This is a genomic window from Streptomyces griseorubiginosus (assembly GCF_001514195.1).
Lineage (GTDB): Bacteria > Actinomycetota > Actinomycetes > Streptomycetales > Streptomycetaceae > Streptomyces > Streptomyces griseorubiginosus.
This window is the reverse complement of the sequence record NZ_KQ948735.1, coordinates 124,948-151,336: the sequence shown is the minus strand read 5'-3', so window position 1 is coordinate 151,336 and position 26,389 is coordinate 124,948. Positions and strand designations below refer to the sequence as shown.

Below are 26,389 nucleotides of genomic sequence, written 5' to 3'. Positions count from 1 at the left end.
GATGCACGATTCGTACCTGCCTGCGATTATCAGGACCGCTTCACTGAACCTCCACATCGAGCCACGGAGGCGAAGCAACAGGGACAAGGTCGTGGGAGCCCTATCCTTGTCCCCGGCAACGTCACGGACCGGCCCACACCCGGGCACCCAAGACAGAGGCCACCACACCCGGCCCCCGTAGCTCAGTGGATAGAGCAGGCGCCTTCTAAGCGCTTGGCCGCAGGTTCGAGTCCTGCCGGGGGCGCTCACACCTTCTGACCACGTACTTTGGGCAGGCGGTCTTTTCATGTCCGGCCCCCGCGGCGGTATGTGACCAGGCGCCCTGGGCCGTGCGCGCTCAAGGGTCAGTGACGGAAGGGGCTCCCGCGTGCCCGAGGAGAAAAGTCCGGAAGAGGTCGTCTCGGTTCCCGTGGGACGGGTCGTCGGCGGACGGGGCGAGGTGCTGGACGACGACTGGGGCAAGGAGACCGCCGTCATACGGCTGGACTCCGACCGGTTCGGGCCCGAGGCGCTCGCCGGGCTGGACGCCTTCTCCCACCTGGAGGTCGTCTACCACTTCGACCGGGTACCGGTGGAGAAGGTCGAGGCCGGTGCCCGGCACCCTCGCGGCAACGCCGACTGGCCCCTGGTCGGCATCTTCGCCCAGCGCGGCAAGAACCGCCCCAACCGCATCGGCGTCTCCCGCTGCCGGCTGCTGCGCACCGACGGACTCGACCTCCACGTCCAGGGCCTGGACGCCGTCGACGGCACCCCGGTCCTCGACATCAAGCCCTACATGGCCGAGTTCGGCCCCCAGGGCCCCACGCACCAGCCCGCCTGGGCGACCGAGATCATGCGCGACTACTACTGACAGCGCCCAGCCCTACTGACAGCGCCAAGCACTCCTGACAGGGCCTCGTGCCGCTGTCAGTGCCGCGGCGTAGAGTCGATCATCCTGACCGGAGATCACGAGGGGGGACGACCGACATGCGTCTGCGCTGTGCCGTGCTCGACGACTTCCAGCAGGTGGCGACCACTCTCGCCGACTGGTCGCCGGTCGCGGACCGGGTCGAAGTCGTCTCCTACGACAGCCACTTCGCCGACGAGGACGCGCTGGCCGCCGCCCTCGCCGACGCCGACATCGTGGTCACCTTGCGCGAGCGCGTCCCCTTCCCCGCCTCCCTGATCGCCCGCCTGCCCCGGCTGAAGCTGCTCGTCGCCTCCGGCATGCGCAACTCCGTCATCGACTACGACGCCGCCGAGGCGCGCGGCGTCACCGTCTGCGGCACGGCCAGCTCGTCGACCCCGCCGGTCGAGCTGACCTGGGCGCTGCTCCTCGGCCTCGCCCGCGGGATCGTCCAGGAGAGCAACGCCCTGCGGGCGCAGGGCCCCTGGCAGTCCACCGTCGGCGCCGACCTGCACGGCCGCCGGCTCGCCCTGCTCGGCCTCGGCAAGATCGGCAGCCGCGTCGCCCGGATCGGCCTCGCGTTCGGCATGCGGGTCAGCGCCTGGAGCCAGAACCTCACCCAGGAGCGCGCGGACGAGGTGGGCGTGGAACTCGCCCCGTCCCTGCAGGACCTCCTCGCCACCGGCGACTTCGTCTCCGTCCACCTGGCGCTCGGCGACCGCACCCGGGGTCTGCTCGGCCCCGCCGAACTCGCCCTCCTCAAGCCCACCGCCCATCTGATCAACACCTCGCGCGCGGCGATCGTCGACCAGGACGCCCTCCTCGCCGCACTGCACGAGGGCCGGATCGCCGGGGCGGCCGTCGACGTCTTCGACACCGAGCCCCTCCCCGCCGACCACCCCCTGCGCACGGCCCCCCGCCTGCTCGCCACCCCGCACCTCGGCTATGTCACGCAGGCCAACTACGCGACCTACTACGGCCAGGCGGTCGAGAACATCGAGGCGTACCTGGCGGGTTCACCCGTGAGACGACTCCCGTGAGGGGTCACTCGTTTTCGCCCGTGAGACGACTCCCCTGAGGGGCCACTCGGGTTCACTCGTGAGACGACGCCTCTGAGGGACCACTCGGGTTCACCCGTGCGACGACTCCCCTGAGGCCTCGTCCGCGGAGGGCATTCGATAGATCCCCTCGCTCCGGCGCAGATGGTGCAGATCCACCAGGTAGCGCCGGAGCGTCACATGGTCGATCTCGTCGCTCTCCTCGCACCAGGCCCGCAGCTTCTCGTCGACGACCCGCTCCGGATAGGCGACACCCGGCTCGAAGGTCTGCTCGGCGATGTGCCGCAGCACCAGCTTCTTGCGGTTCCACTGGGCCGGCAGCCGGACCAGCCGCCCGTCCCGGACGAAGGTCCGCAGCACCGGCTCCCCCGCCACCGGCCCCACCGCGGTGCGTTCCCGCCGCGCCGCCTCCCGCGCGTGGTCCCGGAAGAGGTCGTACGCCACCCCCAGGGCCCCGTCGGTCCCCTCGACCACCACGCCCTGCTCGCCCAGCCGGTGCAGCGCCACGGCCGTCTCCCGCGCCGACAGGCCCGCCGTACGGGCGACGGCGGCGGGGGTGCCGGCGCCCAGCGCGACCGCGGCGAAGGCCCGCACTCGGCTTTCCTCGGCGAAGAGACGGATCACTTGGTCGACCGGTTCGGTGTCGGTAGCCATGTCCGGAGGCTAGCCGCGGCCCCCTCTCCGCTCCGAGCGAATTTCCCTCGTACACGGGCTCGCACACGGCAGCGGAACCCGGCCCCGCTGTTCAAAAAGGGTGATCCACCGCCCGAACGCCGTTACCAGGAGTGAGTGGCCGCGTTGAAGGGGGAGTGCGACGGCGCGTCCTGCCGTCGCACCCAACGAGTCAAAAGGAGTACGTGATGTCTCGCATCGCGAAGGCAGCGGGTGTCGCCCTCGGCACCGGCGCCGTGGTCATCGGCGGCGCCGGCCTGGCGCTGGCGGACGCGGGCGCCAACGGCGAGGCCGTCGGTTCGCCCGGCGTCCTGTCGGGCAACGTCGTCCAGGTCCCGGTCAACATCCCGGTCAACGTGTGCGGGAACACCGTGGACGTGATCGGCCTGCTGAACCCGGCCTTCGGCAACACCTGCCTCAACGACGGCGGCCACAAGGGCAACCCCGGCCCCGGTGGACACGGCGGCTACGGCTACGGCGGCTGACCGTCCGTACCCCGCACAAGAGCCCCGGCACCTCGAGCGCCGGGGCTCTTGCCATGCCCGCCGATCTTTCAACGGTCTTGCCCTGCCCGCCGATCTCTCAACGGCCCACGGATCTCACGCGTACCGGTAGATCCCGCTGACGTCCTCCAGCTGTTCCGGCGTCACGCCCCACGGCGGCAGCTTCTCGCCGCGGGCCACGACCCGCCGCCACTGGTCGCTCGCCGGACCCGGTGGCCTGGCCGGCTGGTAGCGGGCGCCCGCGTGCCGCCGCTGCCAGCGGTACCAGCACAGGTCGATGAAGGCGTGGTGCAGCCAGAAGACGGGGTCGTTGACGGACGCGCCGCCGACCATCGCCCCGCCGACCCAGCGGTGCACCCGGTTGTGGTTGCGCCAGGCGACGCTGCCCCGCCCGCTCCCCCAGCCCTCCAGCTTGTTGCGGAAGCCGCTGGTCACCGTGGAGTCCCAGGGCGAGACGTCGTAGACCGGGTCGGCGAGCGCCCCCTCCAGCTCGCTCTTCGTCGGCAGCGCGATCGGGTTGGCGGCGCGGCCGAGGTCCCGGGTGAGGAACTCCGCGTCGGTGACGCCCTCCTTGAGGGTCCAGTTGCCGGTCGCCCAGGCGAACGGCCCGGTCATCACCTGCCGGTCCGAGCGCCTGCCGTTGCCGCCGAGCAGGTCCTTGGTCCACGGCGCCGAGGTCGCCGTACGGTCGCGCGTCCAGTCCCAGTACGGCACCGTCACCGACGAGTCGACGCGTCGCAGTGCCCGCTCCAGGTCCAGCAGGAAGCGCCGGTGCCAGGGCAGGAAGGAGGGCGCCATGTGGGCCGTACGAAGGCCGTCCTCCCCGTCGGAGTTGTAGTACTCGATGTGGGTGCGCACGAACTCGTCGTACTCGCCCCGCCGTTTCACCTCCAGCATCGCCTTCACGAACCGCCGCCTCTCGCCGGCGGTCAGTGTGCTGACGTCCTTACGCGTGTACGCCATGGTCTCCCCCCATGTGTGGCTCTGTTCCTTCACGCAGGTGCCGCCCGGGCCCGAGTTCGTCGACGGCGGCGCGGGTGGCTTCGAGCGGTGTCCCGTACGACCGGTAGTGGTCGACCATGCTCAGCCAGGTGCCGTCGGCGCGGCGCATCAGGTGCAGGGGCCGGCCGTCGACGGTGACGTGCCACTGGGCGTCGTCGAAGACGCGGCCCGCGCTGGTGGCGGAGGTTCTGATGCCCCGGATGCGGCGGCCGCGGTAGGTCTCGTCGAAGACGATGTCCGCGGGCGGTTCGGCCGCGCGCAGCGACCGCGTGGCGGCGGCGACCGGGACGAACGCGGCGGCCACGGCCACCGGTCCGAAGAGCCCTAGCAGCACGTCCCGCCGGCTCACCCGGGCGGATCCACCGCGCGGGCGTCGGCTGCCGCGACTCCGCGCCGTCCCCACCGCCGCCACTTCGACACTCACGACCATCGCTGCTCCTCCGGTTCGGGTTGTCCGTACCGGTAACCGCCCGAACCCCCTCCCGGTCACCGTCGAAGGGCCGGGGAGGTGAAAAGGGGAGGCGAAAAGGGGAGCTGCCAGGGTCAGTGCGAGCGGGCGGTGAGAAAGCGGAGGGCCCGGGCAGCGGCGCGCCCGGGCCCCTCGCACGGCTCGGCCCTACAGGCCCGGTCCCGTCACCAGGTCCGCGCCCGGGACCGTCTGGAGGACGGGGGCGAGGAGGCCCACCTGGGGGAGCTTGGTGTCCGGGAGGCCGAAGTTGTCCGGGTTGGGGGCGGTGAGCGGGGCGTCCACGGTCAGGCCCGGCGCGAGGGTGCGCAGGTCGGAGGCGGGGGCCTCGACACCGACGTGGTCGAAGTCGTCGCCGAGGAGGTGCGGCAGCGGGGTGCGCAGACCCGCGCCGGGCAGCGCGCCGCCGATCGGCACCTGCGGCAGCACCCGCTCCGGGATGAGCCGGCCCTCGACGTACTGCGGGCCCTCGGGCGCGCCCGGCGTCAGCAGCGGAAGCTCCGCGCCCAGCTTCGGCAGCTGCATGCCGAGGGAGTTCTCGACGCCCTCCAGCGGCACGGGGACCGGAACCGTGTCCACCGCGGCGGCGGGGGTCGCGGCGCCCACCGCGGCCGCTACGCCCGTGATGACGGCGGCAATGGTTCCTCGGGTGGTCGACTTCATCTCAGGTACGGTGCCTTTCGGGAATCGGGATCCGGAGTCGTCAGCCGGAGTCGGAAGTCGGGAAGCTCAACGTCCTTACTCCGTAACGATTCCGGGCCGGGGACCAGTACAAGATTCCCCCGACTGCCGCAGTAGTCGGACATACGCCAGTCAGCTCGTCCAGAAGTCCCACCAACGGGTCAGGACCAGCATGCCGACGATGCCGAGGTGCAACACCGGTGGCACCCAGGTGAATTCGTCGAGGAAGCTCCTCAACCCGCCCGGAGCGGGCAGGAATCGGTGCCGTACGGCGAACGACGTGACGTACCAGAACAGGACGACGGTGGCGACCCAGGCCAGACAGCACCACAGGCACAGCGCGTTGATCCGGTACAGCGACTGGAACTGGAGCCAGGACACGAACCCGACGCCGAACAGGCAGCCGGCGTCGAAGGTCAGCCAGTACCAGCGGGGGAAGCGGGCTCCGGCCAGCAGGCTCATGCCGACGCAGATCACGACGGCGTAGGCGGCCAGGCCCAGCATCGGGTTGGGGAACCCGAAGGCCGAGGCCTGGTCGCTCCTTATGACACTGCCGCAGGACACCACCGGGTTCAGACTGCACCCCGGGGTGAAGTCCGGGTCCTCGAGCAGCTTGAACTTGTCGAGGGTGATCACCCAGGAGGCCAGCAGTCCGGCGGCCCCCGTGATCACCAGCAGCGCGGCGAAGGCTCTGCTGCCGCCCGCGGTCCGTTCCGCACGCTCGTCACGGCCGCGGTCCGCGGTCCGCTCCATCAGCCGCGCAGGGTGCGGGGCGCCAGCACGATGTGCGCGGCCTCGTTGAGGGTCTCCTCGGCACCCGCGAAGGCGGCCAGCGCCTCGGGGTCGACGGGCTTGCCCGGCTCGGCCTCGGGCCAGGGGCGGGTGGTGAACACGAAGTAGCAGAAGCCGCGTTCCTCGACGGCCGCGAGCCACTCCGGCGGCGGGACGCACTGGGCGCTGAAGCCCGGCATGCTGACGACGGCGGAGCCGGACTCGACGAGCAGGCTGACCGGGAGGCTGGGCCGCGCCTTGCCGTCGACGAGGTCACCGCCGACCGGCAGGCCGTTGTTCTCCAGCAGTGCCTCCACGGCGGCCGTCGAGCCTTCCGGGCCGGCCGCGCCGTCCCCGAGGGAGTAGGCGAGGAGGTAGGGCATGTCGCCGTCGGGGGCTTCGCCGCTCCAGGCCATCACGACGAGAGTGCCCAGGTCGGGGGCGTTGAAGGGGCGGGTTTCGCTTGAGGTTGAGGTCACCGCGCGACCTTATCGACGCGCCGGCCGGCCGCCGGCCGCCTTCTCACCCGTCCGGGGGAGCGCCCGTGCCCGCTCCACACGAAGGGGGGAAACACCCTCGAACAGGCTGACAGGACCGGCCCCTTGAGGCGGGCACCGGTCCTGACGGCACGGAGGAGACCTCAGCTCTGGAGCGGAAGTCCGCCGAGCAGACCGCCCGAGTTCAGCGTGGTGGTCGCGCCCTTCACGGTGTTGAGCACGGAGTCCTTGTTCTCGGTGTCGAGAGCGTCCGACTGGTGCTGGAGCGGCGCCACGTCGGCGGGCTCGAGCCGGCCGCTGGTGAGCGTGTTCACAGCGCCGTTGAGGCTGGTGGGCGTGACGTCCGCGGTGCTGTAGGCGAACGCGGGCGCGGCGGCACCGGCGAGGGCCAGGGAACCGGCAACTACAGCGGCAGCCTTCAGGGACTTCATCGGGTTCCTTCCTTTCGGCAACTCACGTCACCGGGACGAATTCGGACACCGTGCCCAACGATCTCTCCCCCGCGGGGGAAACCCCGCGCGCAGTAATTGGGCTTTCATGAAAAGAGCCGTTCATGAAAAAGCCGTCGTGCCGGCCCGGTGGGGGCCGGCACGACGGAGTGCCCCGAGAAGGGAGAACGCGAACGCCTTACGCGGCCGGCAGCGAACCCGACGGCAGAGTCGGCAGGCTCGGGGCGGTCGGCAGGGTCGGCAGGCCCGGCTCGTTGGGCAGGCTCGGCAGCGCGGGCAGCCCCGGCAGGTCGGGCAGCGGCAGGCCCCCGCTCAGCAGCACGGCCACGAGAATGTTGACCAGGTCGGTCAGGACGTCGGTGACCGCCGGGACGACCTTCGAGACGTCGCCAGAGGTGACGGCCGCGAGCAGGGTGTCGACGACCGCTTCCTCCAGACCGGCGAGCGCGTCGTCGACGAGGTCGGCGGGGAGCTTCGCCGAGGCCACGGCCCTGGAGTCGGCACCGCTCCGGGCGGGCTGGGTGAGCGGGGCAGCCGCCGGGAGCGCGGGGAGCGAACCGGTCGGCAGGGTGCCCGTCGACGTCTGGGGCAGAGCCGGCACAGCCGGTACGGCAGGCGCCGCCGGGACCGCGGGGACCGCGGGCGCGGCAGGCACAGCGGGCGCCGCCGGTACGGGCGGAGCAGCCGGTACGGACGGAGCAGCCGGGGCCGCCGCGCCGACCTTGGCGATCGCGGCCTTCACGGCGTCTCCGAGCGTGGTCGCCTCCTCGGCGGAGAGCTGGCCGTTGTCCGCCTTCAGCACGGCGTTCAGCAGGTCGGTGACCGGGGAGAGCACGGTGCCGAGGTTGCCCAGGCTCTGGACCTGGGCGAGCAGCCCGTCGGCGCCGGGTACGGGGGCCCGGGAAGCCGCCTGGACGCGGCTGCGCGCCGACTGGTGCTCGGCCGCCACCGCGGCCGGCCCGGCGAGCCCCAGCAACAGGGCGCCGCAGAGGGCGGAGGAGGCGATACGCCGGACGGGCAGACCACGCATGGGGGTGTTCCTTTCGATGCACGAGGATCTTGGACCCACCGTGGAATCGCCCCTCGCGCTCTGCAACCGATCGGCTACGGCACGCTCTCGCGCCCGTCTCGTCAACCGCGCGTTCCTCCTGGTGAGGGCCGGATCACGCCGGGTTGACGGATCGAACACCCGATCACCCGTACGGGGGACCGAATCGGCGGCCGGGCGTCGACCGGAAGCACCCCCGGGAGAACGAGAACCGGCCGGGCTCCCGTGATGGAGTCACGGGAGCCCGGCCGGCAAAGAGGGTGACGTCGACGTCAGCCGTTGACGCACTCGTTGCCGAACGCGGGGTTCAGCAGGCCGATCACGTTGACGGTGTTGCCGCAGACGTTGACCGGGACGTGGACCGGAACCTGGACGACGTTGCCCGACAGCACGCCCGGGGAGTGGGCGGCGGCACCCTGGGCACCGGCGTCGGCGGCGGCGAGGCCGGCGCTACCCGCAACGGCGGCGGCCGCAACGGTCGTCAGGGCCAGGCCCTTCGCAATACGCGACATGGAGAGCTGCTCCTTGGGTTGACACAAACATCCGGGCGGGGATGCCCGGCGCTGTGTCAACGCGTCGCGCGCTCCGGGGTTGCGCCCCCAATGGGGTGATCTCACGAAAGGCCCGGCTGCGCCATCTCGACACACTTGCCCCCTTTAGCCTGATTAATACGGATAGCGGCTAGTGTTGCGGACCTCCCGAAGCACCCCTATGGGCATCTCTTCGCACTCATGGGGTCCGTACGTTCCGGAAGGGCCACGCCGGTCATGCGCACATCCCCCGGTCCGCCGCCGCGCCGCACCCCGGCGCCGACTTCGCCCCTTCTCGCCGCAACGGGCACCCCGCCCGCCCCCGGGGAACGGGGCATCCGCCCGGGCACCGCACCCGGAGATCGCGCGGCGCACGAGGGCGGTGGGGGCCGCACGGGTGACTCGCTCACCCTTTCGACGGACGGCCGGGTGGGTGGAGCCCACCCGGGGACCGCCAACCCCCGTACGGACGTACCGAATTCGACCATCGGTGAGCCCGGACCAGCGGCTGGACGGTGTCGGCCCTCCCGTTCGAACACCCTCGGGCGCGGCTCCGATGTGTTCGATCTCGGCAAGGTGCCCGGGTCCGGTGGTGACCAGCTGGCCTTCCGGCTCGTTGCCCAGCGCGACGCGGCGTGGGCCGGTGTGCTCCGCGCCGCCGTCGACGCCCGTCAGTGAGGCGCGTTCCCGCCCCTCTTGAGCACCACCCGTGAGCGAGGAAACCGCGCATGCAGCAGTCAGCCACCGACCCTCGGCCACGGGTCCTGCACCTCACCCAGCCCGTGGACGGCGGGGTCGCCCGGGTGGTGACGGACCTGGCGCGGGCCCAGCTCGCGGCGGGCCTGCACGTCACGGTCGCCTGCCCGGACGGCCCGCTCACCGGCGCGCTCCGGGCCGTCGGCGCCGAGGTGCACCACTGGCCCGCGACCCGTTCGCCCGGTCGTGCGCTCCCCCAGGAGGTACGGGGGCTCTCCCGCGTGATCGGCGCGGTGCGGCCCGACCTGGTGCACGCGCACAGCGCGAAGGCCGGGCTCGCTGGCCGGCTCGCGGTGCGGGGACGGATCCCCACGGTGTTCCAGCCGCACGCCTGGTCGTTCGAGGCGGTCGGCGGGCTCACCTCGGCGCTCGCGCTGCGGTGGGAACGGGAGGGGGCGCGCTGGGCGCACCGCGTGGTGTGCGTGAGCGCGGCGGAGCGTGCGACCGGCGTGCGCGCCGGGATCGCGGCCCGCTGGAGCGTGATCCCCAACGGCATCGAGCCCCGGCGTTTCCACCCCGCCGCCGTCGGGACCGTCCGCGCGACGCTGCTGCCCGACGTCGATCCGGCGGCCCCGCTCGTGATGTGCGTGGGGCGGCTGTGCCGGCAGAAGGGGCAGGACGTGCTGCTGCGGGCGTGGGAGTCGATCCTCGCGCGTGTGCCCGGCGCCCGGCTGGTGCTGGTGGGCGACGGTCCCGACGCCGAGGCCCTGCGCAGCAGATCGCCGCGGTCCGTGGTGTTCGCGGGCAGCGTCCAGGACATCGTGCCCTGGTACCAGGCCGCCGATCTGGTCGTGCTGCCCTCGCGCTGGGAGGGCATGGCGCTCGCCCCGCTGGAGGCGATGGCGTGCGGGCGGCCGGTGGTGGTGACGGACGTCGACGGCGCCCGGGAGAGCCTGCCGCCCGGTCTCGCACCCCACTGCCTGGTACCGCCGGGCAGTCCGGCCGCCCTCGCGCGTGCCGTCTCCGATCTGCTGCTCGACCCGCTGCTGCGCGAGTCGCTCGGCCACCAGGGACGTCGGCACGTCCTGGCCACCCATGACGTGAAGCACACGGCCGGGGCGGTGGCGGACGTGTACCGCGAGCTCCTCGGCGGCGAGTTCGCAGGGCGCCTCGCGCCCACCGAATACAGGGAGTCCATCCACTCGTGACCGCGGAAAGTACCGTCCCCTCGCCCGGCGGACAGCCACGGAATCTGCGATTCTCGCCTGTCTCGCTCATGCCGCCGCGCGGCACCACCACCGGCTTCCGGTTCCCGCTGCGGCGGCCCCCGGCCCGGCCCGCCTCGCCGGTGCCGCTGCTCGCGGCCGACGCCCTCGCCGCGCTGATCGGCGCCTCGGCGATGGCCGAGGCCCTGCGCCATCCGCTGCTCGCGGCGGTACTGGTCGCCGCGTCGATACTGCTGCGGCCGCAGCTGCCCCGGGCGGTGCCCGGCATCCTCGACGAACTGCCCACCGTCTGCGGCCGGATCGCGGTGGCGTGGCTCGCGGTCGCGGCCCTCGTCGCCGCCTACGACCCGGCCCTCGCCCTGGGCGCCGGCACGCTCACCGCCGGTTTCCTGATCCAGTCGGCGGTGGCCTGCGCGGGCCGCGGCACCGTGCACTGGCGGCGCCGCACCGCCCGGCTCGCCCGGCCGCGCGCGGCCCTCGTGGTCGGCCCCGCGGGCACCGCCCAGCGGGTGGCCGCCGCCGTGCAGCGCCATCCGCGGTGCGGGGTACGGCCGGTGGGCATCGTGGCCGACCAGCCCGACGGCGGTGACGGCCTCCCGGTGCTGACGACCGGCGAGGAGGTCCAGCGCGCCCTGATCCAGAACGGCGTACGGGACGTCCTGACCGTCCATCCCTCCGTACGGACCGAGCAGGGGCCGCTGCTGCGGGCGCTCGCGGAGTCCGGCTGCTCGGTGTGGGAGGTGGACGCGGACTCGCCGTCGTACGAGAGCCGCCACCAGCTCGCCGGATTCTCCTGTCGCCGCCTGGACATGGGCGCACGGCGGCGCGGCAGCGTCGGCAAACGGCTGCTGGACGTGACTGTGTCCGGGAGCCTGCTGCTGCTGGTCAGCCCGCTGCTGCTGGTGTGCGCGGTGGTGCTCAGGCTCACCGACGGGCCCGGGGTGGTGTTCCGGCAGGAGCGCATCGGCAAGGACGGCAAGCCGTTCACCCTGCTGAAGTTCCGCACCCACCGCCCGGTCGACGAGCACGAGTCCGCGACCCGGTGGAGCGTGGCGAACGAGATCCGGATGTCGTGGTTCTGCCGCTTCCTGCGCCAGAGCTCGCTGGACGAGCTGCTCCAGCTGTGGAACGTGCTGCGGGGCGACATGAGCCTGGTCGGGCCGCGCCCCGAACGCCCCTACTTCGTCACGAAGTTCAGCCAGACCTACCCGGGTTACGCGGCCCGGCACCGGATGCGGACCGGCATCACCGGGCTCGCCCAGGTCCACGGGCTGCGCGGTGACACCTCGATCGAGGACCGGGCCCGCTTCGACAACGCCTACATCGACAACTGGTCGCTGTGGCAGGACGTCTGCATCCTGCTGCGCACCGCGGCCTCCCTCGTGCGCCCGACGGGGAGCTGAGCGGGATGACCCACGCGCCCCACGCCGAGTCGCTGCCGGTCCGCCCGCCGGCCCTGGCCCGCCTTCGTGAACTGCCGCCGGTCCTGCCGGTGTTGCTGGTGATCGCCCTGCTCGCGCTGCCCCTCGGCCCGGGCGGCGAGGGCGGTGCGGGTCCCGCCGACGCGGTCTCCGCGCTGGCGGTGCTGTCCTGCGCGCTGCGTCTGGTACGGGAGCGCAGGCGCCCCTTGTCGCGCACGGCCGTGGTGCTGCTGGGGCTGCCGGTGATCGGGCTCGCCGTGGCCGCGACGGGGGCCTCCTCCCCCGGCGCCGGGCTCGGTGGCCTGGGCCGCTACCTCCAGATCTTCGTGCTGGTCCCGGCGGCCGTGCTGCTGCTGGTCCGCGGCCGGGCCGACTTCCGGCTGGTGGCCTGGGCGTTCGTGGGGCTGGCGCTGTGGCAGGGGGCGATCGGTGTCCACCAGTTCCTGACCGGGACCGGCGCCTCCTACCAGGGCGAGGAGATCCGGGCCGTCGGCACCTTCGGGGCGCAGGACGTGATGGGCATGGCGACCGTGGTGTCCTTCGGGCTGGTGTGCGCGGTGGGGCTGGCGCTGGGGCGGAGTTCGGTACGGCAGGGGACGGTTGCCGCCTGCTGTGCGCTCGCCCTGCTGGTCCCGCTGGCCCTCTCCTTCAGTCGGGGCGCGTGGATCGCCACGGTGGTGACGATCGTCGTCCAGCTGCTGCTGGCCGGACTGCGGCGGGCGTTGAAGGTGGGGGCGGTGGTGGCCGCCCTCGGGGTGATCCTGGTCGGCGGCTTCGGGGTCGGCTCGGCGATGCTCCAGGAGCGCGTCGACAGCATCACGCAGGTCACCGACGCGCCCGACCAGTCCGTCACCGACCGGTACACCATGTGGGCGGCGGCCGTCGGCATGTGGCGTGAACACCCGCTGACCGGCGTGGGGTTGAAGGGCTTCCCGGAGCACCGGGACGCGCACGCCTCGCTGGCGCTGTCCGCGGGCAGCGACACGGAGGGCGCGGGCACCGGGTTCGTCCGGCAGCCGCTGCTGTCCCCGCACAACATGTACCTGCTGATCCTCGCCGAACAGGGCCTGATCGGGCTGCTGGCCCTCGCCGGCGGCTGGCTCGCGCTGCTGGTGTGCGGACTGCGGCGACTGCTGCGGGTACGCCGAGGGGGCCCCGGCCTCGACTGCGCGCTGGTCGCCTGCGGGCTGCTGGTCTGGCAGTTGACCGACTTCGCGTACGCCGACATCGGCGGCCCCTCGACGGTCCTGACGGCGGTCTGCCTGGGCCTGGTGGCGTGGTGGTCGCTGGCCGCGCACGCCACCGAGGCCCCGTCCGGAGCAGTGACCCCGGTGCGCGAACCGGCCGGGAAGGCCACGGCACGATGAGGGTGACGGGCCCTCGGCCACCCCGGGAGCCACAGCCCTCACCGGGGACACCCGCGACCGGCCACGGGGCCCCGGGTCCTACGGCTGCGGGCAGTCGTTCGGCCACAGGTCCCGCGCCCGCGAGCAGCCGCACGGTCACGGATCCCACACCGGCGAGCAGCCGCACCGCCACGGATCCCGCACCGGCGAGCAGCCGCACCGCCACGGATCCCGCTATCGCGAGCGGCCGTACAGCCACCGATCCCGCATCGGCGAGCAGCCGTACAGCCACCGGTCCCGCCACCGCGAGCGGCCGTACGGACGTGGGTCCCGCCGCCCCCACTAACAGCCGTACGGCCACGGGCCCCACGCCCACGAGCGGCCGTACGAACGTAGGTCCCGCGACGCCCGCCTCCACCACCGGCCCCGCTTGGGCGAGCGCCCTGCCGTTCGGGCCCTTGAGCGGCCGGACGACCTCGGCCTACGGAACGGTCCACGCCCCGGCCGGTAACCGGCCGCCCGCGCGCACGGCCACCCACGGCTCGATCCCCGCCACCGCCGGATCGCCCCCCGCCAACGCTCAGGACCCGGCGGCCACTCCTCGTACGCCGACCGCGGCCACCACCCAGGGAACCGGTACCGCCCAGCTCTCCACCACGGCCACCCCCGCCACTCCGGACGGTCCCCCGGCACGCCCCCCAGTCCGCCCCGCCGCCCGCACCCCCGCCCGCACCCCCGACCGCTCCACCGCCCGCCCCGCCACCCACCCCGCCGAAGGCGAACTGACCCCCGTCTCGCGTCGGTTCCTCGCCAAGGCCACCCTCGTCACCGCTGTGCTGTCCATCGCCGGCGCCCTGCTCGGGCTGGTCCGGGATCAGGCGTTGGCGCGGCTGTTCGGGGCCGGGAGCGAGACCGACGCGTTCCTGGTGGCCTGGACCGTCCCGGAGTTCGCGTCCACGCTGCTGATCGAGGACGGGCTGGCGTTCGCGCTGATCCCGGCGTTCAGCCTGGCGCTGGCCCGGCGGGCGCAGGGTGCCGCGGGCGACCCGGTCCGCGCACTGGTCGCGTCGACCCTGCCCCGGCTCTGCCTCGCCTTCGCCGCCGTGTCCGCGCTGATCGCCGGCACCGCCCCCTACCTGGTCGAGGCCCTGGCCCCCGGCCTGCCCGACCCCGCGCTCGCCGTCGACTGCACCCGGCTGACCGCGCTGTGCGTGCTCGGCTTCGGCCTCACCGGATACTTCAGCGCGGCACTGCGCGCCCACCGCCGCTTCGTGGCCGCGGCGGCGATCTACGTGGCGTACAACACCGGCATCATCACCGCGATGTTCGTCCTCGGCGGGCACTGGGGGGTGCGCTCGGCGGCGCTCGGGGTGGCGATCGGCAGCGGATTGATGGCGCTCATCCAACTGCCCTCCTTCGTGCGGCAGTTGCGTCGCCGGAAGGTCGAACCGACGTTGCCCGTCGAGGCCGACGAGCAGCGTGCCGTGACCGTCGCCCTGGTCGCGACCGTGCTGCTCTTCGCGCTGTGCCGGCAGTCCCAGGTCCTGATCGAGAGGTTCCTCGCCTCCACGCTCCCCGCCGGCGCCATCTCGCACCTGAACTACGCGCAGAAGGTCGCCCAGATCCCCATGACGCTGTCGCTGATGCTGTGCACGGTCACCTTCCCGGTGGTCGCCCGCGCCCTCGCCGACGGGGACGTGGAGCGGGCGCGCGGCCGGGTGGAGCGGGACCTGGCGCTCGCGGCCTGCGTGGTGCTGCTCGGCGCCGCCACCGTGATCGCGTGCGCTCCGCAGATCATCGAACTCCTCTTCCAGCGGGGCGCGTTCACGGTCCGGGACACGACCGCCACCGCGGACGTCATGCGGGTGTACGCGCTCGGACTGCTCGGCCAGACCCTGACCGGCGCGCTGGTCCGCTCCTACTTCTCGGCGGGCCGCCCCAGCTGGTACCCGGTCTCCGCGATGGTCGGCGGGATCATCGTGACCTCCTGGGTCGGTGCCTGGACGGTCGGCCCCTGGGGCGTCCTCGGGATCGCCGCCGCCAACGCCGCCGGCATCACCGTCACGGCCGCGCTGCTGCTCGCCGGGATGCGCCGCCGCAGCGTGCCGATCCGCACCCGGCAGGTGCTCGCCGAGCTGAGCAGGCCGGTACGGGCGGCGGTGGTCGCGACCCTGGCGGGCGCCTTCGTGGCGAGCCGTCTCGACGACCCGCTGACCGGCCTGGTCGCCGGCGCCGCGACCGTGCTCACCGTGTTCGTCCTGCTCGCCCGGGCCCTGGGCGCCCAGGGTCTCGCTCCGGTACTCCAGTCCGTCCACTCCGTCACACGAAGGCTCATTCATGGCCGCAGCCACTGACTCCACCCCGTGGATCGCGATGTACCACTCGGTGGGCGACTGCTCCGAGGACCCCTACCGCATCACCGTCACGCCCGACCGGCTCGACCGCCAGCTGTACTGGCTGAGCCGCCGCGGGCTGCGGGGCGTCTCCGTGTCCGCGCTCCTGGCCGCACCCACCCGCGCCGGCCTGGTCGGGCTCACCTTCGACGACGGCTACGCCGACTTCCTAGACCACGCCCTGCCGGTCCTCACGAGCCACGGCTTCGGCGCCACCCTGTTCGTGCTGCCCGGCAGACTCGGCGGCGAGAACGCGTGGGACCCGCTCGGCCCGCGCAAGCCCCTGCTCACCGCCGACGGCATCCGCGAGGCCGCCGAAGCCGGCGTCGAGATCGGCTCGCACGGGCTGACCCACGTGGACCTGACGCAGGCGGACGACGTCACGCTCAAGTCCGAGGTCGTCGAGAGCCGGGCCCTGCTGGAGGAGCTCACCGGCACTCAGATCGGCGGCTTCTGCTACCCGTACGGCACGCTCGACCAGCGCGCGGTGGACACCGTCCGGGACGCCGGGTACCGCTACGCCTGCGCCATCGACCCGGGCCCGATCAACGGCCCCCTCGCGCTGCCCCGCGTCCACATCGGCCAGCAGGACACCGCCGTACGCCTGTTCCTCAAACACCGGCTGCACCGGCTGCGCCGCCGTCCCGTCGAGGGGATCTGAGGTGCGGGCCCTGCATGTCATCACCGGTCTCGGCGTGGGCGGTGCCGAGCAGCAACTGCGGCTGCTGCTCAGGCATCTGCCGGTCGACTGCGAGGTCGTGACCCTGACCAACCCGGGCGCGGTCGCGGACGGGCTGGTCGCCGACGGCGTACGGGTGACCCACCTCGGGATGGCCGGGAACCGGGACCTGGGGGCGCTGCCCCGGCTGGTGCGGCACATCCGGTCCGGCGGCTACGACCTCGTGCACACCCACCTCTACCGGGCCTGCGTCTACGGCCGGCTCGCGGCGCGGCTCGCGGGGGTGCGGGCGATCGTGGCCACCGAACACTCCCTCGGCGACTCGCAGATGGAGGGCCGCCGGCTCACCAGAGGGGTGCGCGGCCTGTACCTCGCCAGCGAGCGCCTCGGCCGGTCCACGGTCGCCGTCTCCCCCACGGTCGCCGCCCGCCTGCGTCACTGGGGCGTGCCCGCGCCCCGGATCGCGGTCGTGCCGAACGGCATCGACCTGGACCGCTTCCGCTTCGACCCGGCCCGCCGGCTGCGCGCCCGGCAGGCTCTCGGGCTGCCCGAGACGGCGTACGTCGTCGGGGGCATCGGGCGGCTGCACCCGGGCAAGCGGTTCGACGTCCTGATCCGCGCCCTCGCCCAGCTCCCCGAGATCTGCCGCCTGGTGCTGGTGGGCGGGGGGCCCGAGGAGCACCGCCTCCGGCGCACCGCGCACGAGGCGGGCGTGGCCGACCGGGTCCTGTTCACCGGTGAACTGCCCTACGCCCCGGACGGCTCGCCGGGCCCCGACCTGCCCTCCCTCACCTCCGCGATGGACGTGCTGGCCTCCCCCTCCCCGGAGGAGGCCTTCGGGCTCGCGGCCGTGGAGGCGCTGGCGGCCGGGCTGCCCGTGCTCTACGCCTCCTGTCCGGCGATCGAGGACCTGCCGCCCGAGAGCACGGGCGCGGCCCGCCAGGTCGCCTGCGACCCCACCGCGTTCGCCCGCGCGGTGGCGGCCACCCGCGCGCACGACACCGGCCCGCGCACCGCGCCGGAAGCCGCCCACCACTACAGCATCACTCGCAGTGCCGCCCAGCTGATGGACGTCTACGCGGCCGCCGTGGCCGCTCCTTCCGTGTCCCCGTCACCCCAGGGAGCCAGTTCCTCATGACCACCACCGACCTCCCCACCAGCGCCCGCCGCCCCTCCCCGCTGGGCCGCGTCAAGGCCCTCCCGCCCTGGTCCCTGATCGCCGCCGGCGCCCTCGCGGGCGGACTGCTCGGCGGGGTCTACGGCCTCGCGAAGCCGCCCGCCTACACGGCCACGGCCTATGTCGTCGCCGTGCCGACCGAGAAGTCCGACTCGGCGTCCGCGCTGGGCTTCGCGCAGGCCTACGGCCGGGTCGCCACGCAGGTCGCGGTGCTCGGCGACGCCCAGGTGTGGGCCGGGGTGCCGGTGCGCACGCTCAAGTCGAGTGTCCAGACGGCGACTTCGCCGGACGCCCCGATGGTCGCCATCACGGCCACCTCCGACCGCCCCGACCTGGCCGCCGACATGGCCAACGCGGTCTCCCGCGCCCTGACCCGGCACGCGAACGACACCAAGAGCGCCACCAACGTCGAGCTCCAGCAGTTCGCCCGCGCCACCAGGCCCACCGAGCCGTCCTCCGCCTCCCCCGCGGTGACGGGCCTGGTCGGCGCTAGCGCGGGCGGGCTGCTCGGCGGCCTGGTGCTGCTGGCCCGGCCCCGGCGCACCGGCCGGGACCAGGGGCGCCCGGCGTCGGTGCCGGCCCCCGCCGTGGCCGCCGAAGCCCACGGACAGCTGTGACGTACACGACCCACCTGGTCACCAACGAGCGGGCCTTCGCCGAACTCGGCCCCGAGTGGGACGGGTTGTACCGCCGCTGCGAGTCCGCGACCCCGTTCCAGAGCCACGCCTGGCTGCACTCCTGGTGGCTGTCGTACGGCAGGCCCGGGCGCCTGAGGCTGGTCCTGGTCCGGCACGAGGGCGAACTGGTCGCCGCCGCCCCGCTGATGCGGGTGGGCCGGCCGGTGCCCTCCCTGGTGCCGCTGGGCGGGGCGATCTCCGACTACGGGGACGTCCTGCTGGACGACGGGCGGGGCGAGGAGGCGGTGGCCGCCCTCACCGACGGCCTCGCCCGGGCGGCCCGCACCGCGCTGGTCGACTTCCGCGAGGTGCGCCCCGGCGGCGCGGCCCAGAGGATCTACGACCACTGGAGCGGGCCCCGGCGCCGGGTCGGCGACTCGGTGTGCCTGGAGCTGCCCGCCGTGCCGATGGAGGAGCTGGTGGCCCGGCTGCCGTCCACGAAGGCCCAGCAGCGGGTGCGCGCCAAGCTGCGCAAGCTGACCTCGCTGGGGGTCCGGCGCAGTGTCGTCCACCCGGACGAGGTGGACTCGGCGCTGCGGCGCCTGATCGAGCTGCACCAACTCCAGTGGCAGGGGCGGAAGGTGACGTCGGAGCATCTGCGGCCGCGGTTCTGCGACCACCTGGTGCGCTCGGTCGGGCCGATGGTGCGCTCCGGGGACGCGGTGGTCACCGAGTTCCGGCTGGACGACGACGTGGTGGCCGTGGACCTGACGCTGCTGTCGCGGCGGCTGGCCGGGGGCTATCTGTACGGGGCCCATCCGCGGCTGCGGGAACAGAAGGCGGACGTGGCGGTGATGCTGCTCGACGCGTGCAGTGAGCACGCGCGCGGCACGCTGAGCCTGCTGCGCGGCAACGAGCCGTACAAGCAGCACTGGCGGCCCGAACAGGTCGTGAACCAGCGGTTGTTGCTGGCGCGCAGGCACACGGCCCCGCTGCTGGCCGCGGTCCTGTGCGACGTGGCCGCGCGGCGGTGGGGCAAGGAACTGCTGCTGCGCCGGCACGGGTGGAGGGAGCGTGCCGGTGGCGGCAGGTCCTGAGGGGGCCTGCCGCCGGCGGCGGGTGCGGCTAGCGGTTGCGCGAGTACCAGTCGAAGCGCAGGCACAGCTTGCCGCCGAGCCAGTACTCCACCCAGTCGCCCAGTTGCAGCGGCGAGCAGTTGGGCGGGGTCGTCGGGGTGGGCGGCTTCGTGGGCTCGGTGGTGGGCGGGGTGGTCGGCGGGGTCGTCGGCTCGGTGGGCTTGGTCGGCTCGGTGGTCGGTTCCGTGGTCGGCTCACCGGTCCGGCCGAACAGCACCGAACGGTAGACCTCGGACGACTTCGGGTTGTCCGAGCACTGCCACACCCCGTGCGGGCAGTAGTCGGTCAGCGTGTTGTAGAGCGGCTTGTGCTCGTCCATCCACGCGAGCATGCGTTTCATGTACTCGGGATTGTCCCCGTTGCGGAAAAGCCCCCATTCGGGATAAGAGATGGGCTTTCCGTGGGCCTTCGCGAAATCGACGTGCGCCTGAAGGCCGTAGGGCTCCTTGATCTGCTGGTCGAAAGTGATTCCCGACGGCTGGTCGTAGGAATCCATGCCGATGATGTCGACGGTGTCGTCACCGGGATAGCACTGGGTCCACGGAACGGCGTCCCGGCCGCGCGTCGGATTGAAGTCGAACTTGAACTTCTGGCCCGGGACCGACCGCATGGTGGTGACGATCCTGTTCCAGTACTTCTTCCAGGACTCCGGGTCCGGACCGCAGCGATGGGAGTACGTGGTGCCGTTCATCTCCCAGCCGAGCACGATCACCGTGTCCGGCACCTTCAGGTCGACCAGGCGCTTGGCGAGGACGCGGTAGTGCTCGTCGAACTGGCCTGCCGCGGCCCTGCGGAGCAGGAAGCGGACCTGGTGGTCGGAGAGGTGGTCCTCGTTGCGCTCCATCATCGGCACGTTGAGGACGAACATCCGGTCGGCGCGCTTGGTGCGCCAGTCGGCCCACGCCTCCAGGAAGTCGGGCCTGCCCTCGATGTTGCTCCAGCGGTCACCGGGCAGATAGGTGTGCCCGACGCGCAGGTCGGCGTTGCCCAGCCAGCGGCTGAGCTCGGTCATCCGGGAGACGCCGTCGGGGCCGTAGTCGAGATAGGCGCCGAAGGCGGGCAGCCCTCCGGGCACGACGGGGTCCACCGGCTTCACCGGGACCACCGGGGTGACGGGGGCCGGGGTGACAGGGACCGGGCTGACGGGATCCGGGGTGATCGCCGGAGCGGGCGTCACGGCGGGAACCGGCGGGACCCCGGGGACCGGGGTGACCGCGGAGGCCGGAGCGGGTGGATCTCCGACCGCCCCCACGGCGAAACCCGGGCCCGACGCCAGGGCGGCCGACGCGGCCACTGTCACCGCGATGAACGCCAACCGTCCGGTACGAGCCCGTCTGTGCTGTGAGTCCATTCCTGCTCCTTTCTCCACTCTCGCGCTTTCCGGACACTTCTCCGACTAACTGACACTCAGTCATATCAATATGAATTCCGCCACCGTGCCTACGGCTTTCGAGTGCTGCGATGGTCCGCACGAGTGAACCGACCCGAAGGAATGGCCCGTGTCGTTGTTCGACACCCGAGTCCCCGCCGTGCTGCTGCGGATCGACCGGAACCCCTTTCACCACGGCACGCTGGGTGCCGTGCGCTCGCTCGGCAGGGCGGGCGTGGACGTGCACGTCGTCGCCGACTGCGCGGGAAGTCCGGTGCGCACGTCCCGCTTCGTACGGCAGCTGCATCCCCCGCCGCCGCCGGGGGCGTCGCCGGGTGACATCGCCGCCGTGCTGCGCCGGGTGGCCGCCCGGATCCCGCACCCGGCCGTGCTGATCCCCATGGACGACGCGAGCGCCGTCGCGGTGGGCACGCTGGGTGCGGAGCTGGCCCCCTCCTATCTGCTGCCGCAGCAGCCGGGCCCGCTCGCCGAACGGCTGGCGGACAAGGCGGAACTGGCCGAGGTGTGCGCGGCCGTGGGCGTGCCGCATCCGGTGACGCTGGTCCCGGAGAGCGCCGGGGAGGCGGACGCGATGGCCTGGCGGCTCGGGCTGCCGGTGGTCGCCAAGTGGAGCCGGCCCTGGCTGCTGCCGACGGAGGGCGGGCTGCGCAGCACGGTGGTGGTGCGCTCGCCGCGGGAGGCCCGCGAGCTGTATCTGCGGTCCGAGGAGGCGGGGAGCCGGCTGCTGCTCCAGGAGTTCCTGCCGCCGCAGCCGGACGGCGACTGGTTCTTCCACGGGTACGCCGACCGCGGCGGTGCGCTGCGTGCGGGCGGCAGCGGTGTCAAGGAGCAGTCCTGGCCGCGCGGTGCGGGGCTGACCGCGGTGGGGCACTGGCGGCCCGATCCGCGGGTGCGGGTGCTCGCCGAGCGGCTGACCGGCGCGCTGGGCTACCGCGGCATCCTCGACCTCGACTTCCGGCGCCACGGCACGAACGGCGACTTCCACCTGCTGGACTTCAACCCGCGGCCCGGCGCGCAGTTCCGGCTCTTCACCGACAGCGCCGGCCTGGACGTCGTCCGCGCGCTGCACCTGGACCTGACCCACCGGCCGCTGCCGGACGGGGTGGCGCTGCCCGGGCGGGCGTTCGTGGTGGAGAACTACGCACCGCTGGCCGCGCTGCGTCCGGCGCCGGCCCGGCGGGAGTTCGCGTGGCACGCGGCGGACGACCGCGGGCCCGGGTGGGCGATGTGGGCGCTGTGGGCCCGGCATGTGTCCCGGCGACTGCTGGAGCGGGTGCGCCGGCTGTGCACGCGGCGCGGGCAGCGGGCGGCCGCGCAGGTGATCCGCCAGGGGACGGCGCCGGTGGCGTCCCTGACCGACCTGCCCCGGCTGACCGACCGGACGGGACCGGACGGTCTCCCCGGACTCTCGGACCTGCCCGGTGACGAGAGGGCGAGCAGCCGCTGAGGCACGGCCCGCCGACGGGCGCGGGTGCCGGGTCGGTGCGGCCCGGCACCCGGTGCGGTCCTAGCGGCGGGCCGCGGCCCGGCCTCGTCGGTACAGGACGGCTCCGGCCACGATCAGCGCGGCGCTGACACCCGACGCGGCCAGCATGGCCTCACCGCTGCTGCCGGTGTGCGGCAGGTGCGGAGGGGTGCTGGGCGGGGTGGTGGTCGGAGGCGTGTACGGGGGCGTGTGCGGAGGCGCCGTCGTGGGGGGCGTGTGCGGCGGGGTGTGGGGAGGCGTGTGCGGCGGGGTGTGCGGGGGCTTCGTCGTCGGCGGAGTGTGCGGGGGCGTGTGGGGTGGGGTGTGCGGGGGAGTGTGCGGGGGCGTCGTCGTGGGCGGGGTGCCCGGCGTCGTCGGCGGAGTGTGGGGTGGGGTGTGGGGCGGAGTGTGCGGGGGCGTATGCGGGGGCGTGTGCGGAGGCTTCGTCGTCGGCGGAGTGTGCGGGGGCGTGTGGGGCGGAGTGTGCGGAGGCTTCGTCGGAGGCGTGTGCGGGGGCTTCGTCGGAGGCGTGTGCGGGGGCTTCGTCGGAGGTGTGTGCGGGGGCTTCGTCGGGGGTGGGGTCTCCCCGCAGTCGCCGCCGTGGCTGCCGTAGCCGCCGTCGGTGTCGCAGTCGCCGTAGCCGTGGTCGTCCCCGCGGGAGGCGTGACGGCCCTGGGGACCGTGGGAACCGGCCTTGTGCGGGGCCGGGGCGTTCGCGCAGGAGTTGCCGAACGCGGGGTCGAGGGCGGCGATCACGTCCACGGAGTCACCGCAGGCGTTGAGCGGCACCTCCAGCGGCGCCTTCGCGGTGTTGCCGGACAGCACGCCCGCCGAGTCCTTGGCTGCCCCGCCCGCGTGCGATTCGGCGATCGCGGGACCGCCGCACAGGGACAGAATGCTCGTCGCGGCGGCGGCCGCGACCATTCCCTTGCTCAGTGTCTGGCGCAATCTCGTTGTCTTCCTGCTCGAAGAAATGGGAAAAGCCGGCCCCGAACGACTGGAAGACGTCCGGGGCCGGCCCTGGCACAGCCGGGCGGCTGGCGGTTTACGTCGTCAGTCGTTGACGCACGTGTTGCCGATGGCCGGGTTCAGCAGGCCGATGACGTTCACGGTGTTGCCGCACACGTTGATCGGGACGTGCACCGGGATCTGGACCAGGTTGCCGGAGAGGACACCCGGGGAGCCGATGGCGGCACCCTCGGCACCGGCGTCGGCGAAGGCCGGGGCGGCCATGCCGAGGGCCATGATCACGCCCGCGACGACAGCAGCGGTCTTCTTCATGAGGTTTCCCTTCTCTGCGGTCATGCCTGAAGTGACGGTAGAAACCGGGCGAACGCATTCGGGACGGCTCGCACCATGACCGGCAGGCTGTAGAACGAGGCATAGACAGCGAAGGAAACTACGGAACGTGTGTCGCCGGGTAATTCACTCGAACGCCTTCAAGGAAACGCCTCATCCGAGCAACGCGAAAAGCAATTGACGGTGTATCAGCAACGAAAAACGCCCGGGCCGTGGCCCGGGCGTTTTCGAAGCAGGGGATTCAGCTGCCGACGGCGCCGTTGCCGGACAGGGCGGAGACGTCGTCCAGGATGTGCGACAGCGGCTCGTCACCCTTGGCCTGGGTGCTGTTCTCGGCGCACTGCTGGTTCTGCGGCGCCGACAGGATCGGCACGTCCTGCGCGACACCGACGGCGGCGATGATGCCGACGATGCCCTGGAGGTTCGCCTTCGCGGGCAGGCCGACGCAGAGCTTGTTCAGCGAGCCCTGGACCAGCGTGGCCTGCGGGCTCATGTCACCCTTGGTCACCTGGTTGCCGAACGCGCTGTGGGCGCCGTTGCCGCTGGCCGACGTGGTGCCGTGGTCGTTGCCGATGGCAAGCGCCTGGGGGGCCACCGCCGCCGAGGCACCGACGACGGACGCGGCGACCGCCGCCACGGCCATTGCCTTCTTCAGCATTTCGTTTTCCTTTCCTGGGACACGCCTCCTGGGACACGTCCCCGGGGACGAGACGCACTGTTCCTGCTTCCGCATCAACCCTCGGCATCCGGATTGGTTTCGACCCGTCACCCGAATGGCGCTGCCGCGGCACGAAATTCCCCCGAGCACCTTTGGGCCATCGGAGTGAATGACAGCAACCAAGCCGCGCCGGGGCGAGTTGTCCAGGGCGCTCCGGTGGTCGGGGTTTCTCCAGAAGGGAATCAGCAAGTGATCAAGAAGGTTCTGGCTTCCGCCGCGGTCGCCGCTTCCATCGTGGGTGCCGCCTCCCCCGCCATGGCCATCGGCAACGACCACGGCACCACGTCCGCCAGCGGCAACGGTGCCTCGCAGTCGTTCGGCAACTCCGCCACCTACGGCAACATGAGCCCGCAGATGGCGCTCATCCAGGGTTCGCTGAACAAGCCCTGCATCGGCCTGCCCGCGAAGGCGAACCTCCAGGGGATCCTCGGCCTCGCCGCCGTCGGTGTCCTCCAGGACGTGCCGATCCTGTCGGCCCCGCAGAACCAGCAGTGTGTCGAGAACAGCACCCAGGCCAAGGGCGACGAGCCGCTGTCGCACATCCTGGACGACATCTCGGCCCTGTCCGGCAACGGTGCCTCGCACAGCTGAGCTGTCGCGCACCATGGGCCGATGAGCCCTCGGGCTGGATTCTGAGCCCCCGTCAGCGGGCCGCCGTACCACCGGCGGTCCGCTGACTTATTTTGCGTCGCGTGACGATGAAGAGAACCCTTTCCTCGGTCGTCCTGGCGACCTCCGCCCTGCTGCTCGCGGGCGCCGTCCTCCCTGGCCGGACCGCCCCCGGCAGGGCCGCCCACGCCGGGCACGGCACGAACATCCTGGTGATGGGAACGGACGGCCGGGACACCATCTCCGCCGCCGAGAAGCGCAAGTTCCACGCGGGCGGCTTCGCCTGCGACTGCACGGACGTCCTGATGGTGGTCCATGTCTCGGCCCGCCAGGACCGTGTCAGCGTGGTGGCCCTGCCGCGCGACTCCTACGCCGACATCCCGCCCCACCGCGACGAGGGCACCGGCAAGCAGCTGCCGGCGCGTCCCTCGAAGATCAACGGCGCGTACGCCGAGGGCGGCCCCCGGCTCACCGTCGCCACCGTCGAGTCGATGACCGGACTGAACATCGACCACTACCTCCAGCTGGACTTCCGGCGGTTCATCGACGGCGTCGACAAGGTCGGCGGAGTCGAGGTGTGCACCGCCCGGCGCCTTCAGGACAAGGCCACCAAGCTCGACCTGAAGCCGGGCAAGCACCGTCTGAAGGGCGGCCCGGCGCTTCAGTACGTCCGGTCGCGGAAGGTGGACCAGGCGGCGGACCTCGGGCGGATCCAGCGGCAGCAGCGCTTCCTGGTGCAGGCGCTGCGCGGGCTCCAGGCGAAGCGGCTGCTGACCGACCCGGTGAAGACGGCCGCCCTCGTGCGCACCCTGCTCGGGTCCGGGCGCGACGAGCAGGGCTTCACGGCCGGGGACCTGGTGGAGCTGGCGGCCGCGCTGCACAAGGTGCAGGCGAAGAATACGGAGTTCGCCACGGTGCCGGTCGCCGGGTTCAACCCGACCCGGCCGGACATCGGTTCCACGCTGGCCTGGGACAAGGCGAAGGCGGGCGCGATGTTCAAGACGCTGCGCGAGGACCGGCCGCTGCTCAAGGCGGGCACGAATCCGAAGCCGTACGACCCGCCCCGTCTGATGCATGCCGTCACCGTGCGCGGGAGTGCTTACGCCTGCGCTTGAGGGGCGCCCGCGAGTTCCGGGCGCGCGCTGGGCCAATCGGGGCAAAGAGCGCAACCCTGGCCGGGGGTCGGGCGTTGACGATCATGCAGCTCCTCCCCGGAGTCCGCTTTTCGAAGGGAATGAACATGAAGAAGCTGTGGGCAACCGCGGCTGTTGCCGCGTCCGTCGCCGGTGTCGCGGCCGCGGCCGCCCCCCAGGCGCTCGCCATCGGCAACGACAGCGGCACCACGTCCGCCAGTGGCAACGGCGCCTCGCAGGAGTTCGGCAACTCGGCCACGTTCGGCGACATGAGCCCGCAGCTCTCGCTGGTCCAGGGTTCGCTGAACAAGCCCTGTGTCGGCCTGCCGGCCAAGCTGAACGCCCAGGGTCTCGTCGGCCTCGTCGCCGTCGGCGTCCTCCAGGACGTGCCGATCCTGTCTGCCCCGCAGAACCAGCAGTGCGTCGAGAACAGCACCCAGGCCAAGGGTGACGAGCCGCTGTCGCACATCCTGGACGACATCTCGGCCCTGTCCGGCAACGGCGCCGCGCACAGCTGAGGC

At 72.8% G+C, this 26,389-nt stretch carries 28 protein-coding genes and 1 tRNA gene; 16 read left to right on the top strand and 13 right to left on the bottom strand.

All coding sequences use genetic code 11. The annotated features are described in order from the left end of the window. Positions 1 to 171 precede the first annotated feature (171 nt). The 3 genes from AQJ54_RS07295 to AQJ54_RS07285 all read left to right on the top strand — a co-directional run bounded on the left by AQJ54_RS07295 (position 172) and on the right by AQJ54_RS07285 (position 1,926). A tRNA-Arg gene (locus AQJ54_RS07295) sits at positions 172 to 244 on the top strand. A 123-nt stretch (positions 245 to 367) separates the two neighbouring features. Then, positions 368 to 850: an SAM-dependent methyltransferase gene (locus AQJ54_RS07290; RefSeq protein WP_062235196.1), complete on the top strand. Its 483-nt coding sequence runs from the start codon at positions 368 to 370 to the stop codon at positions 848 to 850. 116 nt (positions 851 to 966) lie between these two features. Beyond that, positions 967 to 1,926, top strand: coding sequence for a D-2-hydroxyacid dehydrogenase family protein (locus tag AQJ54_RS07285; protein WP_062235193.1), 960 nt, complete (start codon positions 967 to 969; stop codon positions 1,924 to 1,926). Positions 1,927 to 2,016: 90 nt separating this feature from the next. Here the strand turns inward: AQJ54_RS07285 and AQJ54_RS07280 are convergent, their stop codons facing one another. After that, complete coding sequence (locus AQJ54_RS07280) at positions 2,017 to 2,598, bottom strand: DUF2087 domain-containing protein (RefSeq protein ID WP_062027402.1); 582 nt, start codon at positions 2,596 to 2,598, stop codon at positions 2,017 to 2,019. 206 nt (positions 2,599 to 2,804) lie between these two features. Between AQJ54_RS07280 and AQJ54_RS07275 the strand changes: the two genes are divergently transcribed. Next, positions 2,805 to 3,101 (top strand): chaplin, encoded by a 297-nt coding sequence (locus AQJ54_RS07275; RefSeq protein WP_062027400.1) that lies wholly within the window; start codon positions 2,805 to 2,807, stop codon positions 3,099 to 3,101. Between the two features lie 114 nt (positions 3,102 to 3,215). Here AQJ54_RS07275 and AQJ54_RS07270 read toward each other — a convergent pair whose 3' ends face one another. From AQJ54_RS07270 to chpG, 8 genes are all read right to left on the bottom strand, one after another. Beyond that, positions 3,216 to 4,082: a tyrosinase family protein gene (locus tag AQJ54_RS07270; protein ID WP_062027398.1), complete on the bottom strand. Its 867-nt coding sequence runs from the start codon at positions 4,080 to 4,082 to the stop codon at positions 3,216 to 3,218. After that, on the bottom strand, positions 4,066 to 4,551 hold the full coding sequence (locus tag AQJ54_RS07265; RefSeq protein ID WP_174856957.1) for a tyrosinase family oxidase copper chaperone: 486 nt from the start codon (positions 4,549 to 4,551) through the stop codon (positions 4,066 to 4,068). The genes AQJ54_RS07270 and AQJ54_RS07265 overlap by 17 nt, the downstream gene beginning before the upstream one ends. A gap of 186 nt (positions 4,552 to 4,737) precedes the next feature. Continuing rightward, complete coding sequence (locus AQJ54_RS07260; RefSeq protein ID WP_062235189.1) at positions 4,738 to 5,250, bottom strand: hypothetical protein; 513 nt, start codon at positions 5,248 to 5,250, stop codon at positions 4,738 to 4,740. Positions 5,251 to 5,400: 150 nt separating this feature from the next. Beyond that, entirely contained in the window at positions 5,401 to 6,021 is a 621-nt protein-coding gene (locus tag AQJ54_RS07255) for a vitamin K epoxide reductase family protein (protein ID WP_062235185.1), read from the bottom strand. Then, positions 6,021 to 6,518: a DUF5949 family protein gene (locus tag AQJ54_RS07250; protein ID WP_062235180.1), complete on the bottom strand. Its 498-nt coding sequence runs from the start codon at positions 6,516 to 6,518 to the stop codon at positions 6,021 to 6,023. The genes AQJ54_RS07255 and AQJ54_RS07250 overlap by 1 nt, the downstream gene beginning before the upstream one ends. Before the next feature lie 161 nt (positions 6,519 to 6,679). Continuing rightward, a complete protein-coding gene (locus tag AQJ54_RS07245; RefSeq protein WP_062027391.1) occupies positions 6,680 to 6,967 on the bottom strand; it encodes a hypothetical protein in 288 nt (95 codons plus the stop codon). Positions 6,968 to 7,163: 196 nt separating this feature from the next. Continuing rightward, a complete protein-coding gene (locus AQJ54_RS07240; protein ID WP_062235176.1) occupies positions 7,164 to 8,015 on the bottom strand; it encodes a hypothetical protein in 852 nt (283 codons plus the stop codon). A gap of 290 nt (positions 8,016 to 8,305) precedes the next feature. Next, entirely contained in the window at positions 8,306 to 8,545 is a 240-nt protein-coding gene (gene chpG, locus AQJ54_RS07235) for a chaplin ChpG (protein ID WP_030314387.1), read from the bottom strand. A 746-nt stretch (positions 8,546 to 9,291) separates the two neighbouring features. Here chpG and AQJ54_RS07230 point away from each other — a divergent pair. From AQJ54_RS07230 to AQJ54_RS07195, 8 genes are all read left to right on the top strand, one after another. Further along, a complete protein-coding gene (locus AQJ54_RS07230) occupies positions 9,292 to 10,467 on the top strand; it encodes a glycosyltransferase (protein ID WP_062027388.1) in 1,176 nt (391 codons plus the stop codon). Beyond that, entirely contained in the window at positions 10,464 to 11,888 is a 1,425-nt protein-coding gene (locus AQJ54_RS07225) for an exopolysaccharide biosynthesis polyprenyl glycosylphosphotransferase (RefSeq protein ID WP_062235173.1), read from the top strand. The genes AQJ54_RS07230 and AQJ54_RS07225 overlap by 4 nt, the downstream gene beginning before the upstream one ends. A 5-nt stretch (positions 11,889 to 11,893) precedes the next feature. Further along, complete coding sequence (locus AQJ54_RS07220) at positions 11,894 to 13,273, top strand: O-antigen ligase family protein (protein ID WP_062235170.1); 1,380 nt, start codon at positions 11,894 to 11,896, stop codon at positions 13,271 to 13,273. Between the two features lie 524 nt (positions 13,274 to 13,797). Continuing rightward, a complete protein-coding gene (murJ, locus tag AQJ54_RS07215) occupies positions 13,798 to 15,606 on the top strand; it encodes a murein biosynthesis integral membrane protein MurJ (RefSeq protein WP_062236993.1) in 1,809 nt (602 codons plus the stop codon). After that, positions 15,590 to 16,306, top strand: coding sequence for a polysaccharide deacetylase family protein (locus AQJ54_RS07210; protein ID WP_062235167.1), 717 nt, complete (start codon positions 15,590 to 15,592; stop codon positions 16,304 to 16,306). Before murJ ends, AQJ54_RS07210 begins: the two co-directional genes overlap by 17 nt. Position 16,307: 1 nt before the next feature. After that, entirely contained in the window at positions 16,308 to 17,462 is a 1,155-nt protein-coding gene (locus tag AQJ54_RS07205) for a glycosyltransferase (RefSeq protein ID WP_062235163.1), read from the top strand. Next, entirely contained in the window at positions 17,459 to 18,118 is a 660-nt protein-coding gene (locus AQJ54_RS07200; protein WP_062027378.1) for a YveK family protein, read from the top strand. The genes AQJ54_RS07205 and AQJ54_RS07200 overlap by 4 nt, the downstream gene beginning before the upstream one ends. Beyond that, positions 18,115 to 19,215 carry a GNAT family N-acetyltransferase gene (locus AQJ54_RS07195; protein WP_062235161.1) on the top strand — a complete coding sequence of 367 codons (1,101 nt, stop codon included), beginning with the start codon at positions 18,115 to 18,117 and terminating at the stop codon, positions 19,213 to 19,215. Before AQJ54_RS07200 ends, AQJ54_RS07195 begins: the two co-directional genes overlap by 4 nt. A 28-nt stretch (positions 19,216 to 19,243) precedes the next feature. On the opposite strand, the gene AQJ54_RS07190 is transcribed toward AQJ54_RS07195, so the two are convergent. Continuing rightward, complete coding sequence (locus AQJ54_RS07190; RefSeq protein WP_211278505.1) at positions 19,244 to 20,605, bottom strand: glycoside hydrolase family 26 protein; 1,362 nt, start codon at positions 20,603 to 20,605, stop codon at positions 19,244 to 19,246. A gap of 148 nt (positions 20,606 to 20,753) precedes the next feature. Here AQJ54_RS07190 and AQJ54_RS07185 point away from each other — a divergent pair, with 148 nt between their 5' ends. Beyond that, positions 20,754 to 22,091 (top strand): carboxylate--amine ligase, encoded by a 1,338-nt coding sequence (locus AQJ54_RS07185; protein WP_062235158.1) that lies wholly within the window; start codon positions 20,754 to 20,756, stop codon positions 22,089 to 22,091. Positions 22,092 to 22,151: 60 nt separating this feature from the next. Here the strand turns inward: AQJ54_RS07185 and AQJ54_RS07180 are convergent, their stop codons facing one another. The 3 genes from AQJ54_RS07180 to AQJ54_RS07170 form a co-directional block, all read right to left on the bottom strand. Next, positions 22,152 to 23,057: a chaplin gene (locus tag AQJ54_RS07180; protein WP_063806403.1), complete on the bottom strand. Its 906-nt coding sequence runs from the start codon at positions 23,055 to 23,057 to the stop codon at positions 22,152 to 22,154. Between the two features lie 105 nt (positions 23,058 to 23,162). Next, positions 23,163 to 23,414 carry a chaplin gene (locus tag AQJ54_RS07175; protein ID WP_211278504.1) on the bottom strand — a complete coding sequence of 84 codons (252 nt, stop codon included), beginning with the start codon at positions 23,412 to 23,414 and terminating at the stop codon, positions 23,163 to 23,165. Positions 23,415 to 23,649: 235 nt separating this feature from the next. Beyond that, positions 23,650 to 24,066 carry a rodlin gene (locus tag AQJ54_RS07170; RefSeq protein ID WP_062235147.1) on the bottom strand — a complete coding sequence of 139 codons (417 nt, stop codon included), beginning with the start codon at positions 24,064 to 24,066 and terminating at the stop codon, positions 23,650 to 23,652. 249 nt (positions 24,067 to 24,315) lie between these two features. Between AQJ54_RS07170 and AQJ54_RS07165 the strand changes: the two genes are divergently transcribed. The 3 genes from AQJ54_RS07165 (at position 24,316) to AQJ54_RS07155 (ending at position 26,386) form a co-directional block, all read left to right on the top strand. Continuing rightward, positions 24,316 to 24,717 carry a rodlin gene (locus AQJ54_RS07165; protein WP_062027371.1) on the top strand — a complete coding sequence of 134 codons (402 nt, stop codon included), beginning with the start codon at positions 24,316 to 24,318 and terminating at the stop codon, positions 24,715 to 24,717. Positions 24,718 to 24,824: 107 nt separating this feature from the next. Next, entirely contained in the window at positions 24,825 to 25,850 is a 1,026-nt protein-coding gene (locus tag AQJ54_RS07160) for an LCP family protein (RefSeq protein WP_062235143.1), read from the top strand. Between the two features lie 125 nt (positions 25,851 to 25,975). After that, positions 25,976 to 26,386 (top strand): rodlin, encoded by a 411-nt coding sequence (locus tag AQJ54_RS07155; protein WP_062027367.1) that lies wholly within the window; start codon positions 25,976 to 25,978, stop codon positions 26,384 to 26,386. Positions 26,387 to 26,389 lie beyond the last annotated feature (3 nt).

Coding starts and splice junctions, on each gene's coding strand:
- AQJ54_RS07255 (WP_062235185.1), bottom strand. CDS start 6,021: ATGGAGCGGACCGCGGACCGCGGCCGTGACGAGCGTGCGGAACGGACC.
- AQJ54_RS07190 (WP_211278505.1), bottom strand. CDS start 20,605: ATGGACTCACAGCACAGACGGGCTCGTACCGGACGGTTGGCGTTCATC.
- AQJ54_RS07230 (WP_062027388.1), top strand. CDS start 9,292: ATGCAGCAGTCAGCCACCGACCCTCGGCCACGGGTCCTGCACCTCACC.
- AQJ54_RS07155 (WP_062027367.1), top strand. CDS start 25,976: ATGAAGAAGCTGTGGGCAACCGCGGCTGTTGCCGCGTCCGTCGCCGGT.
- AQJ54_RS07260 (WP_062235189.1), bottom strand. CDS start 5,250: ATGAAGTCGACCACCCGAGGAACCATTGCCGCCGTCATCACGGGCGTA.
- AQJ54_RS07275 (WP_062027400.1), top strand. CDS start 2,805: ATGTCTCGCATCGCGAAGGCAGCGGGTGTCGCCCTCGGCACCGGCGCC.
- AQJ54_RS07240 (WP_062235176.1), bottom strand. CDS start 8,015: ATGCGTGGTCTGCCCGTCCGGCGTATCGCCTCCTCCGCCCTCTGCGGC.
- AQJ54_RS07280 (WP_062027402.1), bottom strand. CDS start 2,598: ATGGCTACCGACACCGAACCGGTCGACCAAGTGATCCGTCTCTTCGCC.
- AQJ54_RS07210 (WP_062235167.1), top strand. CDS start 15,590: ATGGCCGCAGCCACTGACTCCACCCCGTGGATCGCGATGTACCACTCG.
- AQJ54_RS07170 (WP_062235147.1), bottom strand. CDS start 24,066: ATGCTGAAGAAGGCAATGGCCGTGGCGGCGGTCGCCGCGTCCGTCGTC.
- AQJ54_RS07270 (WP_062027398.1), bottom strand. CDS start 4,082: ATGGCGTACACGCGTAAGGACGTCAGCACACTGACCGCCGGCGAGAGG.
- AQJ54_RS07220 (WP_062235170.1), top strand. CDS start 11,894: ATGACCCACGCGCCCCACGCCGAGTCGCTGCCGGTCCGCCCGCCGGCC.
- AQJ54_RS07175 (WP_211278504.1), bottom strand. CDS start 23,414: ATGACCGCAGAGAAGGGAAACCTCATGAAGAAGACCGCTGCTGTCGTC.
- chpG (WP_030314387.1), bottom strand. CDS start 8,545: ATGTCGCGTATTGCGAAGGGCCTGGCCCTGACGACCGTTGCGGCCGCC.
- AQJ54_RS07200 (WP_062027378.1), top strand. CDS start 17,459: ATGACCACCACCGACCTCCCCACCAGCGCCCGCCGCCCCTCCCCGCTG.
- AQJ54_RS07245 (WP_062027391.1), bottom strand. CDS start 6,967: ATGAAGTCCCTGAAGGCTGCCGCTGTAGTTGCCGGTTCCCTGGCCCTC.
- AQJ54_RS07285 (WP_062235193.1), top strand. CDS start 967: ATGCGTCTGCGCTGTGCCGTGCTCGACGACTTCCAGCAGGTGGCGACC.
- AQJ54_RS07160 (WP_062235143.1), top strand. CDS start 24,825: ATGAAGAGAACCCTTTCCTCGGTCGTCCTGGCGACCTCCGCCCTGCTG.
- AQJ54_RS07265 (WP_174856957.1), bottom strand. CDS start 4,551: ATGGTCGTGAGTGTCGAAGTGGCGGCGGTGGGGACGGCGCGGAGTCGC.